Source organism: Mucilaginibacter sp. P4_A11 (assembly GCF_056402535.1).
In genome coordinates, this window is the sequence record NZ_JBFUHE010000010.1 from 148957 (window position 1) to 166054 (window position 17098).

Consider the following 17098-nt stretch of genomic DNA (forward strand, 5'->3'; position numbering starts at 1 on the left):
ATCAATATTTTTTCAGTTGTTAACGTAATGCTTAGTGGTTAACACCCTGTTCGTAATTGCTGGTACTTTGTTGTGAGTTAAAAATCTGTACATAATCCGGACTGGTTTTCATCAGCTCATCGTGTACACCGGTGGCAACAATTTCGCCCTGCATTAGTAAAATGATCTGATCATAATGTTCAACAGAAGCAATCTTCTGGGTTACCGATATCAGTGTTAAACCCGGATAGTTCTTTTGGATATTTGCCAGGATCTTTTGTTCGGTATTATTATCAACCCTTGCTGTAAAATCGTCAAGCAACAAAACCTTTGGATTAACTGCCAGGGCCCGGGCAAGCATAATACGTTGCTTTTGCCCTCCCGAAAGGCTTGAACCCCGCTCAGAAACTATTGTACTCAACTTATCGGGCAGGCCATCAATAAATGCGCTTAGCTCGGCTGTTTCAATAGCTTTTTGAAGCGATTCGTCAGTTACTGTATCGCTGAACGCTATATTTTCACGGATGCTCATGTTAAAGATGATACTATCCTGGAAAACAAACCCCACCTGCCGGTGAAAGGTTTCACTATCATATTCGGTAAGCGGTTTGCCATCAAACAACACTTCGCCAGCGGTTGCGTTGATGAGGCCGGTGAGCAAGTACAACAATTGTGTTTTACCTGCCGATGTTGGCCCTATAACAGCTATCTTGGAACCCGCCTTAACTTTAAAGGAGATGTTTTTCAGTGCCGATTTTTGCCCGTAAGTTATGGTAACACCTTTTAGTTCAACATCTCCACGTAAAGTATCTTTCAACGGACCACCGTCTGTAACATCGGGTGCGTTCAAAACCAGGCTGATGCGGGTGAACGAAGCCGTTGCCTGGGCTATCAGGTTACTCATAAAACCCAAAATAAAGATCGGGAAGATCAATAAGGACAAATAGCTGTTAAACGCCGCGAAACTACCCAAACTCATGCTACCGCTGATCACGAAATGACCGCCCATTACTAAAATAGTGAATGCCGCCATATTAGCCGTAAACGTTACGATAGGAATGAGCCCGGCAAAAAAACCAAGGATCTTTAAGCCATAATCCTTTGCCTCGGTATTGGCGGCCAAAAACTTGTTGTATTCCAACTGCTGCGAGTTGATCACCCGGATAAGTGCCGCGCCAAGTATGCTCTCGTTGATTACCTTATTAAGCTGATCAATAACGCCGCGGCTTTTGATAAACAGCGCACGTACGTTTTTCAAAACATAAAAAAATGTACCGCCGATGATTGGAATAATGGTAATAACAACCAGTGCAAGCTTCCAGTTAATAGTGAGCAACATAACGCTGCAACCAATAATGATAAACAGCGATGATACGATAGAAACCAATGCCTGAGACACAAACAGCTTGATTGAATCGATATCAGAAGTAAGGTTGGTTAACAGCTTTGAAGGATTTGCCTGCTCAATAAAAGCATGAGTTTGGCGTGATATTTTATCGGCCAGCTGCTGCCGAAGGTCACGCGCCACTCTTTCCGATGCAAATATCTGAACGACAGCCTGTAAACTGGCAAACAAAAACACTACCACAGTTGCCGTCAGGAATTTCGCCATAACCTCATTGAGCACAAAATGGTGGTTGGAGTAGGCATCAATGCCATTGGCTATAATTTTAGGCAGCCAAAGGTTCATGGCATTACCCAATAAAGCAAATAGTAATAATAAGGCCACAAGCCCTTTATATGGTTTTAGCAAACTAAATACACCAGGTGGTTTGCTGTTTGGTTTTTTTGTAGGATCAGGTTGCATGGTGATCTTTGATTTATAATTCTCTTTTGCCGATCTCAAAATCGCGCCTTTATTAGGGTTGACGACTGAGCCCGCAAAACATTTTTATTGCATTTAAAATTATCGAAATAAATCAGAACGAAACTGCAAACTGCTTTTATTTCCCAGATATTTCAATTTCGATATAGTTTGACAAATATATTTCTATTTAGGAATAATTAAAACATTTTAGAAATAAATTTATAATTTTACACCTAAACCGGAATAAAATGAAACCAGTAGTACAATTAGTTGACGAATGGACTGCATTTGAGGAAATAAGTGAGCAGCCTACTGTTGAGGCATTTTGCAGGTATTACCTGCAAAAGCAGCGCCCAAAGCCCAAACAGGCAGGTAAAAAAGGTGAACGGATTATGAACGGTGCTTACCTGCTTAAAACTATTGGCCGTATCTTAAGCGCTTATTCCCTTTATTTCCGGTCGGCGGTAAATCACATTGGTATCCCCCCTGCCGAAAGCTTTTACTACCTGAATGGTTTGCTTCACCTGGGCGAAGTACGAAAAAGTGACCTGATCAACTACATGTTTGCAGAAACTACCACCGGTATGGAGGTTATTAATCGCCTAATCCGTGAAGACAAGATAGATGAACGTACCTCGCCCGATGATAAACGGGCTAAGTTGATCAAAGTAAATGCAAAAGGGATCGCAGCACTTGACGAATATTATAAAATATCAGGCAAGGTGGTTGAAATGACCTTTAAAGGTGTTGACGATGATATCTTAACCGATTGTTACGAAATGCTCAAATATTGCGAGCAACGCAACTCCGGCATAGCCATCGAACTAAAAAATAAACCTTTCGACCAGATGTACGAGTATGCCATGGCGGATAAAGCTTAACTTTCGCAACAGCTAATAACACTTGATCATGAGCACTCCTTTCAATCCCGAAACAGCATATACCTTAGAAGATGACCGCGTGCTGCTTCGCCCATTAGTGGAAACTGATTTCGAATATCTGTTGCCATTCGCGCTTAATGAACCCGGTACCTGGAATTATTCATTAACAAGCGCTGCCGGTGAGGATGGAATGCGGGCCTACATTAAGGCAGCCGTTAACGGTCGTGCTACAGGCAAAGAATATTCTTTTATAATTTTTGATAAAGCAAACGGCGAATATGCCGGTAGTACCCGTTTCTACGATATTCAGCCTGCCTATCAAACCTTACAGTTAGGCTATACCTGGTATGGCGAAAAATTCAGGGGCACCGGACTTAACAAACATTGTAAATTTTTACTGCTTCAGTTTGCTTTTGACCAACTGGGAATAGAACGTGTGGAGTTCAGGGCTGATGGCCGAAACGAGCGAAGCATAGCTGCTATGAAAAGCATTGGCTGTATAGTTGAAGGTGTTTTGCGAAGCCATACGCCGCTTGCCAATGGTACCCGCCGCGACTCCATAGTGCTCAGTATTTTAAAAAGCGAGTGGGATTATAAAGTAAAAGATGATTTGAAAAAACGGCTTTAAACCCTATGTCAGCTAAAAGTAAAGATGGCATAATACTTGAACATTCAATGGCCGGGCTTGGTAACAACCCCGGCTTTTTCGTATCTATACCATAAAAAAACATCTGTGGACAATATCCTCAATATCTCCAGTCTAAGTAAAACATACCAAAGTGCCGGCCGTACGCTTACGGTGCTTGATCAAATAAACTTTTCAGTTGCAGTTGGCTCAACCAATGCCATAGTTGGCCCTTCAGGCAGTGGGAAAACTACTTTGCTCGGCCTCTGCGCCGGGCTCGACCGCTCCACTTCAGGCACTGTTGAACTCAATGGCATCAACCTCAACAAGCTTACCGAAGATCAGCGTGCACAGGTGCGCAATCAGCATGTAGGTTTCATATTCCAGAATTTCCAGCTATTACCTACGCTCACTGCCCTCGAAAATGTAATGGTACCGCTTGAGCTCAGGGGCGAAAAAAACATCAAGGCAAGAGCTCTGGATCTATTAGATAAAGTGGGGCTATCAGAACGTGGTCATCACTATCCACTCCAGCTTTCAGGTGGCGAGCAGCAGCGGGTATCCCTGGCACGTGCTTTTTCCAATGCACCCCGGATCCTGTTTGCCGATGAACCCACCGGTAACCTTGATGCCGAAACCAGCGATAAAGTGATCAAGCTCATCTTCGATCTGAATAAAGAAGCGGGCACTACCCTTGTTGTGGTAACGCATGATCTTGAGCTGGCAGCCAAAACACAGCGCATTATCAGGATAAAGGGCGGCAAACTGATTGCTGACGAAAAAACCATTAACGGATAAGCTAATGGATAATACCGCTGTTGATTTCAAAAGAAAGATAAATATCCCCTGGCTGTTCCGCATGGCCTGGCGCGATAGCAGGCGCAACCGCTCAAGGCTGTTCCTTTTCATTTCGGCCATCGTATTTGGCATAGCTGCACTGGTGGCTATTTATTCGTTCAAATACAATGTACAAAATGATGTAAACGATCAGGCAGCTACGCTCATTGGCGCTGATCTGGCTATATCAGGAAATAAACCCGTCGATGATAAATTAAAGCACCTGCTCGACTCATTGGGCAATGAGCGCTCGCAGGAACGGAGCTTTGCATCTATGCTTTATTTTCCGCGCACCAAGGGCACAAGACTGGTGCAGATCAGGGCGTTGCAGGGAGGTTTCCCCTACTATGGCACTTTAGAAACCACACCCGAGGCCGCCGGACTTAACTTTAAACAGGGCAAAATGGCGTTGGTTGATAAAACCCTGATGCTGCAATTCAACGCCAAAGTAGGAGACTCGGTTAAAGTGGGCAACCTCAAATTCCTGATTGCAGGGATCCTAAACAAGGCACCAGGGCAAAGCGGCGTTATGGCGAGCATAGCCCCGGTGGTTTATATCCCCATGCAATACCTGGAGCAAACCGGACTTATAAAAATCGGCAGCCGGGTTAATTACAGCTTTTACTATAAATTCAATTCGTCGGTCAATGTAGATAAGCTCAGCAAAAAGATCGACCCGATGCTTGACAAAGCCGGGATGCGCTTTGAAACTATCGAAACAAAAAAGGACAATACAGGCCGTGCCTTTGGCGATCTGAGCCGCTTTTTATCATTGGTAGGCTTTGTTGCTTTACTGTTGGGTTGCGTTGGCGTAGCCAGTGCTATCCATATTTATGTAAAGGAAAAAATAGCATCAATAGCCATTATGCGCTGCCTGGGTGTTAAATCATCCGAAGCATTTTTAATCTACCTAATCCAAATAGTAGGGATTGGGATCATTGGTTCCGTCACCGGGGCAATATTAGGTACGGCTGTACAACATTTGTTACCGCTGGTATTTAAAGACTTTTTACCGTTTACCATTTCCGTACAAATATCATGGATGGCTATAGGCCAGGGCATTTTGCTGGGTGTTATCATCTCTATACTGTTTGCTTTGCTGCCATTAATATCTGTACGAAACATTTCGCCGCTTAACACGCTCCGCATCTCCTTTGACGAAACCGGCAGCAGACGTGATCCTTTGCGCTGGCTGGTTTATTTGCTGATCCTGATCTTTGTGATAGCCTTTACTTATTTACAGTTGGACAGTGTGATTGGCAGTATCCTGTTTACGTTAGGCATCCTGATCGCTTTCATGATCCTTACCGCAACGGCCTGGTTACTGATGCGCATCACTAAAACCATTATTAAAGGCTCATGGAGTTATTTATGGCGACAGGGCTTTGCCAATTTATATCGCCCCAATAATCAAACTATTATCCTCAATGTATCCATTGGGCTAAGTACCATGTTTATCTGCACACTTTATTTTGTGCAAACGTTGTTGGTGCAGCAGGTAAACCTTTCATCCAGCGGCAATCAATCAAACATGATCCTGTTTGATATCCAGAACAGCCAGGAAAAAGGCGTTGTGCAATTAACAAAACAACAGGGCCTCCCGGTATTGCAGCAGGTGCCTATTGTGACCATGCGCATTGAGCAAATTAACGGCAAAACCGCTGCTGATGTTACCAAAGACAGCACCATCAAAATACAGCACGGCGTGTTTGCCTGGGAATACCGGGTAACCTTCAGGGATTCGTTAACGGCGTCAGAAAAACTACTGGATGGTAAATGGATCGGCAAGGCTGATCCTTCAAAAGAGATCCCGGTGTCTGTTGAAGAAAACCTGTCCAAACGCGGGAACCTCAAAATAGGCGATAAAATAGTATTTAACGTACAAGGCGTACAAATGCCGGCTTATGTGGCCAGTATCCGTAAAGTTAACTGGGGAAAGGTGCAAACCAATTTCCAGGTAGTTTTCCCTAAAGGTGTACTGGAAGATGCACCGCAATTTCATGTATTGATGACGCATGTGCCATCAAACAAGGTATCGGCAGCTTTTCAGCAATTGGTAGTAAGGGCTTATCCCAATGTTTCTATCATTGATCTTGGTTTAATTTTGAGCGTTGTTGATGAGTTGTTGAGCAAAATAAGCTATGTTATCCGTTTCATGAGCGCTTTCAGTATCATAACGGGCATCGTAGTATTGATTGCCTCGGTGCGGATCAGCAAATACCAGCGCATCCAGGAAAGTGTTTTATTACGTACTCTCGGGGCCAGCCGTAAGCAAATATTCGCTATAACCGCGCTGGAATATTGGTTTTTGGGCAGTTTATCGGCATTGACCGGAATCCTGATTGCCTTTGCAAGTACTTATTTCCTGGCAAAATATAGTTTTGAAATACCATATAGCGTTAATGTTTTACCGGCTCTTATGTTATTTTTGATAGTCAGTTTGCTCACCGTTGTTATCGGCCTGCTAAACAGCCGTGGAGTACTAAACAAACCACCGCTGGAGATTTTAAGAACAAACGCTTAAGCGCATTGTATTTATTTTATATGAACAAAGTTACACTAACCGGCATCCTGCTTACAGCCCTCACCATTGCGGGCTGCGGCAATGGCGCTAAATCATCCAATAATGATCAAACGCAGGCTACAGCCGAAGTGGCAAAAACCGATTCCGCATCAAAAAAAATAGTTTTATTTTTTGGCGATAGCCTTACAGCCGGTTACGGTCTTGATGACCCTGCTGATGCATTTCCTGGCGTGATCAGCAAACGGGTTGATTCATTGAAATTGCCTTATAAAGTGATAAATGCAGGACTAAGCGGTGAAACCACCGCAGGCGGAAACGGCCGGATCAATTGGCTGTTAAAGCAAAAGATAGATGTTTTTGTACTGGAACTTGGCGCCAATGACGGCCTTCGAGGTATCCCGGTAAACGAAACTGCTAAAAATCTTCAGTCCATAGTAGATAAAGTAAAAGCTAAATACCCTGATGCCAAACTTGTTTTGCTGGGAATGCAGGTACCGCCAAATATGGGTGCAGATTATTCAAACAAGTTCAAAAGCGTATTCCCTACGCTCGCTGCCAAAAATAAAATGGAGCTGGTTCCATTCCTGCTGCAGGGCGTGGCTGGTATACCAACTCTCAACCAGGGTGATGGCATCCACCCTACCGCTCAGGGTGCTAAAATTGTAGCTAATAATGTTTGGGAAGTATTAAAAGGTGCCTTAAAAAATTAAAGGTTCTAAATACCAGTTACCTTGACGTAAAGTTATAAGTAATACCAAAGAACCAGCTGTGATTCCAATCGGAAATTACCGGAACTGTGCTATCGGTGTAAAACTTAGGAGTTGAGTATATATTGTTAGGATCGGACCGGTTAAGCCCCAGTTTAACCGTACTGTTTAGGCGATCCGTTTTACCCCAGATCACACCACCTGACAGTACCAGGCGACGGGTTGAACCCAGCAATACGCTGCCGCCTAACAATACATTTAATTCTGTTTCCGTGTTTACCGATAAGCCTGTTGTAATTGCGATATTGTAATTGCTGCTTATTCTCGGATAGGCGTGCATAAGGATTCCGAACCCAATTTTTTGCTTACTGTTATTTTGCCTTATAGCGATACGGCCGGTTGTATCTTTTAGTGTTTTTAGTGATGTTGTTGTATCGCTGCTACGGCGATATTTCACAGTGGTATCCATAAAAGCAAATGTTTGGTTTTTAAGACCGGTGATGAGTACGCCCGAACTAAAATCAATTTTAAACCCGCCACTTAACCTGATCTCCTCTGTTTTCTTCACATTACCCTGGGCGTCCTTTAAAGTCATTGTCAGATAATCATGATTTTTAAGTTTTTCGGCCAAAAACGATGTGGTTTTATAGCTATAAATCTTATTGTACAACAGTTCAATATATTTAACAAGCAGCGTTAACTTATCATCTTTATCGCCCTTATAAAGCTTTATCACTTCGGCCATCGACATCCCGAATTGCTCATGGACGTGTTTATTTATAGCTTGGATATTACGGGCGTGTTTTTCGATGGTTGCGGAATTGAAATAAAAGTTTTTGGTGTAATAGTACAAATCGTTCTTGCAATCAATTAAATTAACCGCCGTTGTCAATGCCAATTTATCGTCACCCGAACTGGTTGTCTTTGCGCCGCCTTTTTTTGCAGTGTCAGTTTTTGTGGTATCTTTTTTAAAATTGGCAGCGTTGTTCAGCATTGTCGAAAATTTGCCTTCATCCTCCAAAAAATTATCCCGGTACGAAAGGGTTAGACTAAGCGCATCGTTGCTGGTATAGTTCATGAGTTCAACTTTAAACTGCGCTCCTACCGGCGGGCTATAAAACATTGATTTTACCCATTTGTAGTATTCCACATATTTACCGTCACAATTAAGTCCGTTAATTTTACGGGTGGCAGATGATTTTTTAATTATCTTTTTTAATGTATAATAATCACCGCGCTGCATATCATACAGCCAAATGTATTCGCCCGGAAGCCGTTTATCGTCCTGATCACTCATACAGCGCACTAAGGATGAATAACCAAACGTGGCTAACCCGTCAAACATATCTCTATCAATAAATTTAAATGCAGGACCGGTGAAAGCAGTGTCACGTGGTAATAATGCGGCCAGCACTTTATCCCTATCTGATTCAGCCTTAACTTTACCTGTATCGGATGCTGCTTTACTATCGGCTCTTTTTATAAAAACAAAACTCTTCGATTTATCAACTGATGTTGTTCCAGTTCTAAGTATCAAAGTCACGGAATCCCCTACCGATAAGTTGCCGTTATTTATTTTATTATCAAGGGAGAGATTTAAGTTTGACGAAGATTTAATCCTGCTGACACTATCAGCATACCCTTCTGTCCCTAAAACACCTTTCAGGTAATTTTCTAATGATTGATCACCATTGTTTTTTTGTTTAAAGATCGAATTCTTTAACAATAAATCCACTGTGTCTTTTGGTATACCTTGTATGTGCATTACATATTTAGTTTTACTTGTATCAATTGTTTTTACCTGTTTAATACCTTTCAATTCTGCATATCGGATTGTAAGAGAATCAGATTGCGCAAAAACAACATTAAACGCTGCTGTTAATAATAAAATAGTTAGAAGCTTTTTCATGGTTTAAACAGTAAATATCCGTGGTTAGAAAATATATTATATACAGGCAATATATAGGTGAATAAGTCATTAATTGTTGCACCTACAACATAACCAATCAGCTTACCGGCGGTGTCAGTTACAGGGCCTCCCGAATCACCACCCAGTATCACTTTTTCAGTCGTTATAAGACCTACGTATTCACGCGCAAAACCTCCGCAATCAATCGCGATATCGCAATGTGGATTGCTTACCGTAGCATTTTGGATATACGATGTAGCGCCGTAGATTTTAACTTGTTTATTTTGCAAGCTATCTATTTCATTAAGTTTGTAATAATCGGTGAACTTTACGCCATCAACCCCATTCATGTAATCATTTATATTTGCTATTTCGGCAACAGCATAATCATATCCACCGTGGTAATGCCCTTCAAAAACAGTTAGTATATCTTGAGAAGCATGGCTGTTCAGTTTGCTCGAAGGAACTTCGCACTGTACATTGTTAGCGTTATAGTAAATGTCTTTGTTCGAATTCACCATTTTAGGTAGTAATACGTGAAAACAACTCATGAGGTATTGTTTTTGGGGGGTACCCTTGACCACGATCATCGTGCGCGACCCGTATTCATCAGCATGAAAATTATCGTCCACGTATGAGATACTACCACCCATTCCAATCTTACTCCCCTTATCCAGCAGCAGGTTTTCATTATTCCTGTATACAATTCGCGCCGTGGTTGCGGGGTTTCCTACTGCTATAACATCAACAGGCACAGTTACACCTTTAAACACCAGGCTATCCGGCACAACAAAACCCAACTGATTAACACCTACTTTAGCATCTACAAATACGAGCAAAGCCAGGCCCGCTGTTTGATCATTATTTTTATTGCCTACTCCTATTCCCTTAAAACCGGTAACTTTTGCTTTTAATAATGTCGAGTAATATTTCTTCGCCGATTTTAAAAGGATTATTTTTTCATCATCGTTAAAAGCGGAAAACTCCTTACCGGGAAACACCAAGTCATTTTCGGAGATTCCTCCGCTCCAGTAAAAGTAGCCATCATCTTTACTGTGATACCACACACCATTCCCTTCAATTTCGGTACCCGCAACAATATCGTCGATATCTATAACAAAGCCCGGAGCACGGTATAAAATACACTCAGCGTAGGTTGATGGCTTACCTATCCTCGCGTTTAAATATTTGCTTACTGTTAACTTCATTATCCTACTCGGTTAGTTGGTGATTGCCCCGGGCTCCCCCCGGCTGAAGGATCGGGAGTGCTATTGCTTGCGTCGGATTGTGGCTTTGGCCCTGTACCACGCAACTGGATAAACCTGTTTAACAAATCAAACCAAAATGTTGAACCAAGCGATAGCGCCAATGCGGTTATTAACCAACCCAAAAGCTGGTTTTTGGGGTTTTGATAAGGGTTGCCGGCGCAGGTAAAGGTTTTGTTGTAATAAGCTATTTTTTGCTCGAATTGAAGGCTATCGTTATGAGCAATTCTGTTTATCGAATCAAGGGTTTTTGTTAATTTAAGGCTATCAACTTTACCAGGTTTGGTGTTTAACGCCACAAAATACCGTTTCAGCTTCTGGCTTTCGTTTTGATATATTTTCTTCGCCTCGCCAAGTTTAAGTTTCAATGAATCGCAAACTTTGCAGCTATCTTTATCACGCCGGCCGATTGCTGCTATCATGTTTGCCTGGTTTATATCTTCATCAACTACTTTTCTTGCTTTAATCAGATCGCTATCACTAACTGTAATCGAACTATCTTTCGCTTTTTTATCTATGTTAGTTACCAATGCTTCGTACTTGTCTTTATTGTTTATAGCAAGGGTTACCAGGTTTTGCCTTGCTGTTTTATCTTTAGCTAAAAGCTTGTAAATGGCTATAGTATCAACATTGAAATTATAAGCCAAGAAAAAACCGATTATGAACAATAGTACACGTGTTTGCTTTTTGTACCACCCGGACGTGCGATCCATAGTATCATTAAACCATTTTTCAAGCAGCGACTTAAATTTATCGATATCATTAGCCGAATCGTAGAAGAGCTTTTGCAGAAAGGCGAGCGTTTCGTCATCAATATCTACAAACGCAGAACCTATCAAAATCCTCTTTTCAACAAATAACGATTTCTGTATAAAAGTCATTTGCGGATTGGTTCCGTTATAGTTATCTCCCCGAAGCATGTAGATCAAGGTTTGTGAAAAGCCTGAGGGATCGAGGTAGGCGGGCTTACTTTGCCAACTGCTTTGAGCGAGGTATTTAATTGTAGGGTAATTAAAAAAGGTTTTGGTAAGCTCGCTTTTTGATTTATAGTGTGGGTTAAAAAAACGTACCATTCCGTAATACATTTCTATAACCGCATTAACTAAAGAGAATTGCGAATATTTATTATCATCCTCCAACATTCTCCTCATAGCCATTTGAAGCATCCTGCTTCTGAGATTGAACCAACGGGCTACAATTTCTTGCAAAATAGTTGCCAATAAGCTGTACAGAAGATAAACAAAGATTAATCCGATGAAAACATCTAATACTACGCTATTGAACATCACGATAAGGTTTAAAGATATTTCTGAAAATTATTTCCAGCACAACAGGTGCATTAAAGGATACATCATGAAATTACCTATAAATCAGCGCTTTTCATAAAAAAAATCTCAGTATTTTCACTGCTTATTATTGCGGATTTAACGTAATGTTGTCACGTATTTTTACGCAAAAATAAACTGCAAGGAAATTAATTTCCTATATATCAATAAAGTATACTTTGTATTATTGTTACCATAACCATGTAACAAATAATATTTCCTTGAAACGTTAATAGGAGGCGCGAAAAAAGTTTTTTTTTATAAAATCAGTATCAATCAGTCGTTCAGGGCCTGGTATACCATCGCCCTGAATTTATCCTGAATCTGGTTATGCGGAAAAGGCCAGTTTTGTACAAACAACAGGCAAACCATGTGCTCTTTAGGGTCAACCCAATAAAGCGTTCCGTAAAAGCCTCCCCAGGCAAACGAGCCCTCGCTGATACCCAGTTTGGTTGAACTGCTCTGTGAGGTTAAACCAAAGCCCAAACCAAATTTATCTTTATCAGAATTGATGTACAAGTCGCCTATTTGGTTGGTTGTCATCATGTCGACAGTATGCCGGGCTAACAAGCGTTGTCCGTTATAAACACCGCCATTAAGCATCATTTGCAAAAACGTTGCGTAATCTTTTACGGTTGAACTTAAACCTGCTCCTCCTGCATAATAAGTGCCATTAGCCTTTGGGTAATTCACATCAAATGATGGAAAAGTTGATTTGCTCCAATTGGTGATATGCCCATCTTTATCAAAAGTATAAGCTGCAACAAGGCGGTTTTGCTTTGCCGCCGGGATATAAAAATAAGTATCATTCATACCCAGCGGAGTAAAGATCCGCTCTTTGAAAAATTGATCGAGACTTTTACCTGATACCTTTTCTACAAGATAGCCGAGCACGTCAATATTCATCCCATACGTCCATCGCTCGCCGGGCTGGTGTAACAGGGGCAATTTGCCAAGTTTGTTTATAGCATTAGCCAATAAGATCTTATCGGCTACAAACCCTGCCGGGATGCCTGCCTTGGCGTAGATAGCCTTCATTTTTGGCGAACCGATCTGTGCATATTCAATTCCCGAAGTGTGGGTTAACAGATTGCGAATGGTTATTTCCCGCTTTGCAGGGACGGTGGTATATGTGCTATCCTTATCGTTAAACTGGTCAACCACTGTAGGATGGGCGAACGTTGGCAGATACTTGGAGATCGGATCATCCAATAAAAACTTCCCTTCTTCAAAAAGCATTATCACCGCAACACTGGTGATGGCTTTGGTTTGTGATGCTATGCGGAAGATAGCATCGGTGTTCATCAGCCGCTTTTGCTCTTCGTCGGCCAGACCAAATGATTTATTATAAACTATTTTTCCATCCCGCGCTATGAAACCAACAACACCCTTTACATATCCCGAGTCGATATTTTGCGCGATCATGGCATCTATCCGTTTTAACCTATCCGGCGAAAACTTTGCCGAAACAGGGTCGGCAGTTTTTAAAACGGTGCCCTGTGCAAAGGCATTAGCAACAAATGCTACAAATAATAAAAAAGTAAAGGTTTTTTTCATCACGCGAATTGGGTTTATTGGTGATGCAAAATAGTTATTTTAGTTTGATGAATCCCTGATAATTAATTCGGTAGCCAACGTAATGTGTTGATTTTTTTCTTCGGGAGTTGCAGCATTAAGCCTTTCCATCAGCAGTTTGATCACATTATCGGCTATTTCATCAATGGGCTGTGCAATAGCCGTAACAGCCGGGGTATACAGTTCAAAAAGCTCATAATCATCAAACGCAATTACGGCAATATCTCCGGGTACATTTTTGCCGGCCTTACGGATAGCTTTCAGGCCGCATTTGCCCAAATGATTATTGGCAAACAGTATGGCATCGACATTTTTGTTAATTTCAAGAAAATCCGCCATTAACATCAGGAGCACCTGATCGGTGGTATGAAAATCAACCTCGGTTATACTAGACGTCAATTTGCTTTGGCGCATAGCTTTTTCATAACCTTCCCACCTTTCTATCATTTGAGTTTGGATAGAACTATAGGTAATAAAGGCAATATTCTTATGCCCTTTATCTATTAAATATTGTGTAGCATTAAAAGTGCTGAACAGGTTATCAACCACAACATAATCAGTTGCCACTTTAGGCAGGTAGCGGTCAAAAAGCACCACCGGAAAACCGTCCTTGATCAGGTCGCTGATATCTTCTTCAATATTATCGGGTGGGGTAATAATATAGCCGTCAACATGCCTGTCGCGAAACATAGCTATCAGTTCCTGAGTTTTTTGGGTATCGTTATCAGTGCTACTATAGATAATCTTATAACCACTTTGGTAGGCCAAATCTTCAATACGACGGGCTATGGTGGCAAAAAAATGGTTGGAAATATCCTGTACCAATAAGCCAATAATATTTGATTTACCGGTACGCAAGCTTTTAGCCAAGGAATTTGGTTTATAACCAACTTCCTTAACATATTGCAGTACACGTTTTACGAGTTCATCACTAATTCGCTTTTCCTGTGCACGGCCATTCAGGATAAAAGACACCGTAGTTTTAGATATATTAAGGCTATTGGCAATGTCAACTATAGATAATCTTTTCTTCAAGGGTATAGTATTTTAAACCAAATATATAATATAAAAGGTAATGCTAAACAGGTTTAGTAGATAATAAATGGTTTATATCGCTTATTAATTTATCGATTGCAGAACAAGCTCGGAAAAGATAATCACATTAAACAAAAAAGGTCGCCCGTAACAGGCGACCTTTCAGTTAATATATAGGGAGTTAGAATATTAAAACCTGCGCATGCCCCTGCCTTGATTTCCATTTTGAGTAAAACGTTCGCCGCCATTGCCTCTGTCATGACCGCCGTTGTTTGCAGGCTGGCCATTGCCATGATTGTCATTGCGGTGGTTATCGTGACCACCATTACCGGGTTGCTGACCATTACCCCAGCCGCCATGATTATTGTGATTGCCATTATTAGGCTGATTTCCATTACCCCAGCCACCATGGTTGTCATGATTCCCATTGTTAGGCTGATTTCCATTACCCCAACCTCCGCGGTTGTCACGGTTACCGTTGCCCCAGTTATGATTATCCCTGTTATCTCTGCCATTACCCCAGTTACCACGGTTATCATATGGATTAGGCCTTCTGCCCCAGCTGCCACGGTCTCCACCCCAGCCCTGACGGTAAGCATAACCGTTTATCGGTCTCCTGTCAAAGCGGTGGCCCCAGTTACCGCGGTCGCCCATGTAACCGCCCCATCTTTGCCTGTAAAAATCGTGGTGCATGAACGGACGTGCAGCCCTCACTTCATAACGTACACCGGTACGCCAGCTGTAATCCCGGTAAGCACCTGGCAGGTAAGCACAGCTTACCCAGCGACTGCCATCATTATAATAATAACATCCTGCTCCTACGCTGTAATAAGCTTCAACTTCGGGTAAATAATAGTAGTCATCATCGTCACTAACATTTACGTTATCGTTATCATCATAAACGGGCTGTTCTTCAACCACTGGTGGCGGAGGAGCCGGTACATAAACACGGTGAGCAGGGGTATTGATACCAAATTGGATAGATACCTGAGCGTTGGCTTTGCTGATAAATAAGCTTCCGGCTGCTATTGCTGATAATATGGCTAACTTTTTCATGATTGTAAATTTTATATAGTTAGGACGGGATCTATCAGCAATGGTTTAACCGACCACGGCATTATATGTTATAACATTAGTTAATCAACACAATCTTCTGCCAATAATACATTTAACCAAATTTTATTTCAAAACACATTCCTTACAATCTATTGCTGCCAAATTTTATTAATGGATAACTTCCAATAAAAAACGATAGTGTCACTTCAATACTACAAAACAGATTTTAGGATTATCGGTATATTTACTTAATTTGATAACCATTAATCTTTACCATGAAAAACCGCAAATTATTACGCTCCATACTGCCCGCAGTAGCTATAGGGGGCTTTATGTTTTTTACTGCTTGTAAAAGTAATAACGACTCAAAGAAAACTGCCGACAGCACTTCGACATCAGAAAACGCAGGTCTTAAAACGCCCGAGGGCTTTAGCGCCAGCATCATTGCCGAAAAACTTGGGGGAACCCGCCACATAGCCATTACCCCGCAAGGCGATATTTATGTAAAGCTCACCAACGTTAAAAACAGCAAAGGCATATTAATGCTGCATGAAGAAGGCGGCGAAGCTTCAGTTAAAAACAGTTTTGGCGCTTACAGCGGCACGGGTATGTCCATCAAAAATGGCTACCTGTATGCTTCATCAGATGAAGAAGTCTTCCGTTATAAACTGAATGATAAAAGTGAAGTGATCAATCCTGATCAGCCTGAAAAAATAGTTACAGGTTTGATCAGCCGTCATGAGCACGAGGCTAAAGCAATAACACTTGATAACGATGGCAACCTTTACGTTAACATCGGTGCTTACTCAAACGCATGCCAGGTTGAAGACCGTAAAAAAGGCTCTCCGGGCCAAAAAGGTTGCCCCATATTGGATTCGGCAGGCGGCATCTGGCAATTTAAAGCTGATAAGCTAAACCAGCACTATGGCGATGGCGTACGCTATGCCACAGGCCTGCGGAATGTTGTAGGTATTACCTGGAACCAGCAAAATAACCAGCTTTTTGTGATGCAACATGGCCGCGATCAGCTTTTTGAATTTTATCCACAGTATTTTACAGCCAAACAATCAGCTATACTACCCGCCGAATGTATGTATGCCCTAAAAAAGGGTGATAATGCAGGCTGGCCTTATATGTACTACGATCAGGAGCAACACAAAAAAATGCTGATGCCGGAGTACGGTGGTGATGGCAAAATTGAAGGCGGAAAAGATGCCATAGATCCGGCTGCTGCTTATCCCGGTCACCTTGCTCCTAACGGTTTATTATTTTATACCGGCGACCAGTTCCCGGCAAAATATAAAAATGGTGCTTTCATTGCTTTCCATGGCTCATGGAACCGTGCACCTGAACCACAGGCAGGTTATTTCGTGGTATTTCAGCCGTTTAAAGATGGAAAACCTGACGGTCAGTGGGAAGTTTTTGCTGATGGATTTTCGGGTTCAACAGCTAATACAGCTTCAGGTGCTGCAGCTCACCGTCCATGCGGTTTAGCGCAAAGCCCCGATGGCTCACTTTATGTTACTGATGATGTGGCAGGAAACATTTACAAAATCACCTATAAAAAATAACA

13 protein-coding genes are annotated in these 17098 nt (G+C 41.9%); 6 read left to right on the top strand and 7 right to left on the bottom strand.

All coding sequences use genetic code 11. The features are described from left to right. Positions 1 to 31 precede the first annotated feature (31 nt). On the bottom strand, positions 32 to 1825 hold the full coding sequence (locus AC1DUD_RS19685) for an ABC transporter ATP-binding protein (protein ID WP_477377461.1): 1794 nt from the start codon (positions 1823 to 1825) through the stop codon (positions 32 to 34). 209 nt (positions 1826 to 2034) lie between these two features. Between AC1DUD_RS19685 and AC1DUD_RS19690 the strand changes: the two genes are divergently transcribed. The 5 genes from AC1DUD_RS19690 (at position 2035) to AC1DUD_RS19710 (ending at position 7363) form a co-directional block, all read left to right on the top strand. Beyond that, positions 2035 to 2667, top strand: coding sequence for a MarR family winged helix-turn-helix transcriptional regulator (locus tag AC1DUD_RS19690; RefSeq protein ID WP_477377463.1), 633 nt, complete (start codon positions 2035 to 2037; stop codon positions 2665 to 2667). 28 nt (positions 2668 to 2695) lie between these two features. Then, the gene (locus AC1DUD_RS19695; protein ID WP_477377465.1) at positions 2696 to 3295 is read left to right on the top strand and encodes a GNAT family N-acetyltransferase; all 600 of its coding nucleotides are present in this window, start codon (positions 2696 to 2698) and stop codon (positions 3293 to 3295) included. A 105-nt stretch (positions 3296 to 3400) separates the two neighbouring features. Beyond that, the gene (locus AC1DUD_RS19700) at positions 3401 to 4090 is read left to right on the top strand and encodes an ABC transporter ATP-binding protein (protein ID WP_121224841.1); all 690 of its coding nucleotides are present in this window, start codon (positions 3401 to 3403) and stop codon (positions 4088 to 4090) included. A gap of 4 nt (positions 4091 to 4094) precedes the next feature. Next, positions 4095 to 6653, top strand: coding sequence for an ABC transporter permease (locus AC1DUD_RS19705; RefSeq protein WP_477377467.1), 2559 nt, complete (start codon positions 4095 to 4097; stop codon positions 6651 to 6653). Between the two features lie 20 nt (positions 6654 to 6673). Further along, positions 6674 to 7363, top strand: a complete 690-nt coding sequence (locus AC1DUD_RS19710; RefSeq protein ID WP_477377469.1) for an arylesterase — start codon at positions 6674 to 6676, stop codon at positions 7361 to 7363. A 16-nt stretch (positions 7364 to 7379) separates the two neighbouring features. Here AC1DUD_RS19710 and AC1DUD_RS19715 read toward each other — a convergent pair whose 3' ends face one another. The 6 genes from AC1DUD_RS19715 to AC1DUD_RS19740 all read right to left on the bottom strand — a co-directional run bounded on the left by AC1DUD_RS19715 (position 7380) and on the right by AC1DUD_RS19740 (position 15525). Next, the gene (locus tag AC1DUD_RS19715; RefSeq protein WP_477377471.1) at positions 7380 to 9269 is read right to left on the bottom strand and encodes a hypothetical protein; all 1890 of its coding nucleotides are present in this window, start codon (positions 9267 to 9269) and stop codon (positions 7380 to 7382) included. Next, a complete protein-coding gene (locus AC1DUD_RS19720) occupies positions 9266 to 10477 on the bottom strand; it encodes a chymotrypsin family serine protease (protein ID WP_477377473.1) in 1212 nt (403 codons plus the stop codon). Before AC1DUD_RS19720 ends, AC1DUD_RS19715 begins: the two co-directional genes overlap by 4 nt. Then, positions 10477 to 11820 (bottom strand): hypothetical protein, encoded by a 1344-nt coding sequence (locus AC1DUD_RS19725; RefSeq protein ID WP_477377475.1) that lies wholly within the window; start codon positions 11818 to 11820, stop codon positions 10477 to 10479. Before AC1DUD_RS19725 ends, AC1DUD_RS19720 begins: the two co-directional genes overlap by 1 nt. A 315-nt stretch (positions 11821 to 12135) precedes the next feature. Next, positions 12136 to 13416, bottom strand: a complete 1281-nt coding sequence (locus AC1DUD_RS19730; protein WP_477377477.1) for a serine hydrolase domain-containing protein — start codon at positions 13414 to 13416, stop codon at positions 12136 to 12138. 39 nt (positions 13417 to 13455) lie between these two features. Then, positions 13456 to 14469 (bottom strand): LacI family DNA-binding transcriptional regulator, encoded by a 1014-nt coding sequence (locus AC1DUD_RS19735; protein ID WP_477377479.1) that lies wholly within the window; start codon positions 14467 to 14469, stop codon positions 13456 to 13458. 189 nt (positions 14470 to 14658) lie between these two features. After that, positions 14659 to 15525 (bottom strand): hypothetical protein, encoded by an 867-nt coding sequence (locus AC1DUD_RS19740; RefSeq protein ID WP_477377481.1) that lies wholly within the window; start codon positions 15523 to 15525, stop codon positions 14659 to 14661. A 275-nt stretch (positions 15526 to 15800) separates the two neighbouring features. Here AC1DUD_RS19740 and AC1DUD_RS19745 point away from each other — a divergent pair, with 275 nt between their 5' ends. After that, positions 15801 to 17096: a PQQ-dependent sugar dehydrogenase gene (locus AC1DUD_RS19745; RefSeq protein ID WP_477377482.1), complete on the top strand. Its 1296-nt coding sequence runs from the start codon at positions 15801 to 15803 to the stop codon at positions 17094 to 17096. The last annotated feature ends 2 nt before the right edge of the window (positions 17097 to 17098 follow it).

Bases quoted from the DNA above. Each gene is read 5' to 3' on its own strand.
- AC1DUD_RS19690 (WP_477377463.1), top strand. From the start codon at position 2,035: ATGAAACCAGTAGTACAATTAGTTGACGAATGGACTGCATTTGAGGAA.
- AC1DUD_RS19695 (WP_477377465.1), top strand. From the start codon at position 2,696: ATGAGCACTCCTTTCAATCCCGAAACAGCATATACCTTAGAAGATGAC.
- AC1DUD_RS19705 (WP_477377467.1), top strand. From the start codon at position 4,095: ATGGATAATACCGCTGTTGATTTCAAAAGAAAGATAAATATCCCCTGG.
- AC1DUD_RS19710 (WP_477377469.1), top strand. From the start codon at position 6,674: ATGAACAAAGTTACACTAACCGGCATCCTGCTTACAGCCCTCACCATT.
- AC1DUD_RS19715 (WP_477377471.1), bottom strand. From the start codon at position 9,269: ATGAAAAAGCTTCTAACTATTTTATTATTAACAGCAGCGTTTAATGTT.
- AC1DUD_RS19720 (WP_477377473.1), bottom strand. From the start codon at position 10,477: ATGAAGTTAACAGTAAGCAAATATTTAAACGCGAGGATAGGTAAGCCA.
- AC1DUD_RS19725 (WP_477377475.1), bottom strand. From the start codon at position 11,820: ATGTTCAATAGCGTAGTATTAGATGTTTTCATCGGATTAATCTTTGTT.
- AC1DUD_RS19730 (WP_477377477.1), bottom strand. From the start codon at position 13,416: ATGAAAAAAACCTTTACTTTTTTATTATTTGTAGCATTTGTTGCTAAT.
- AC1DUD_RS19740 (WP_477377481.1), bottom strand. From the start codon at position 15,525: ATGAAAAAGTTAGCCATATTATCAGCAATAGCAGCCGGAAGCTTATTT.
- AC1DUD_RS19745 (WP_477377482.1), top strand. From the start codon at position 15,801: ATGAAAAACCGCAAATTATTACGCTCCATACTGCCCGCAGTAGCTATA.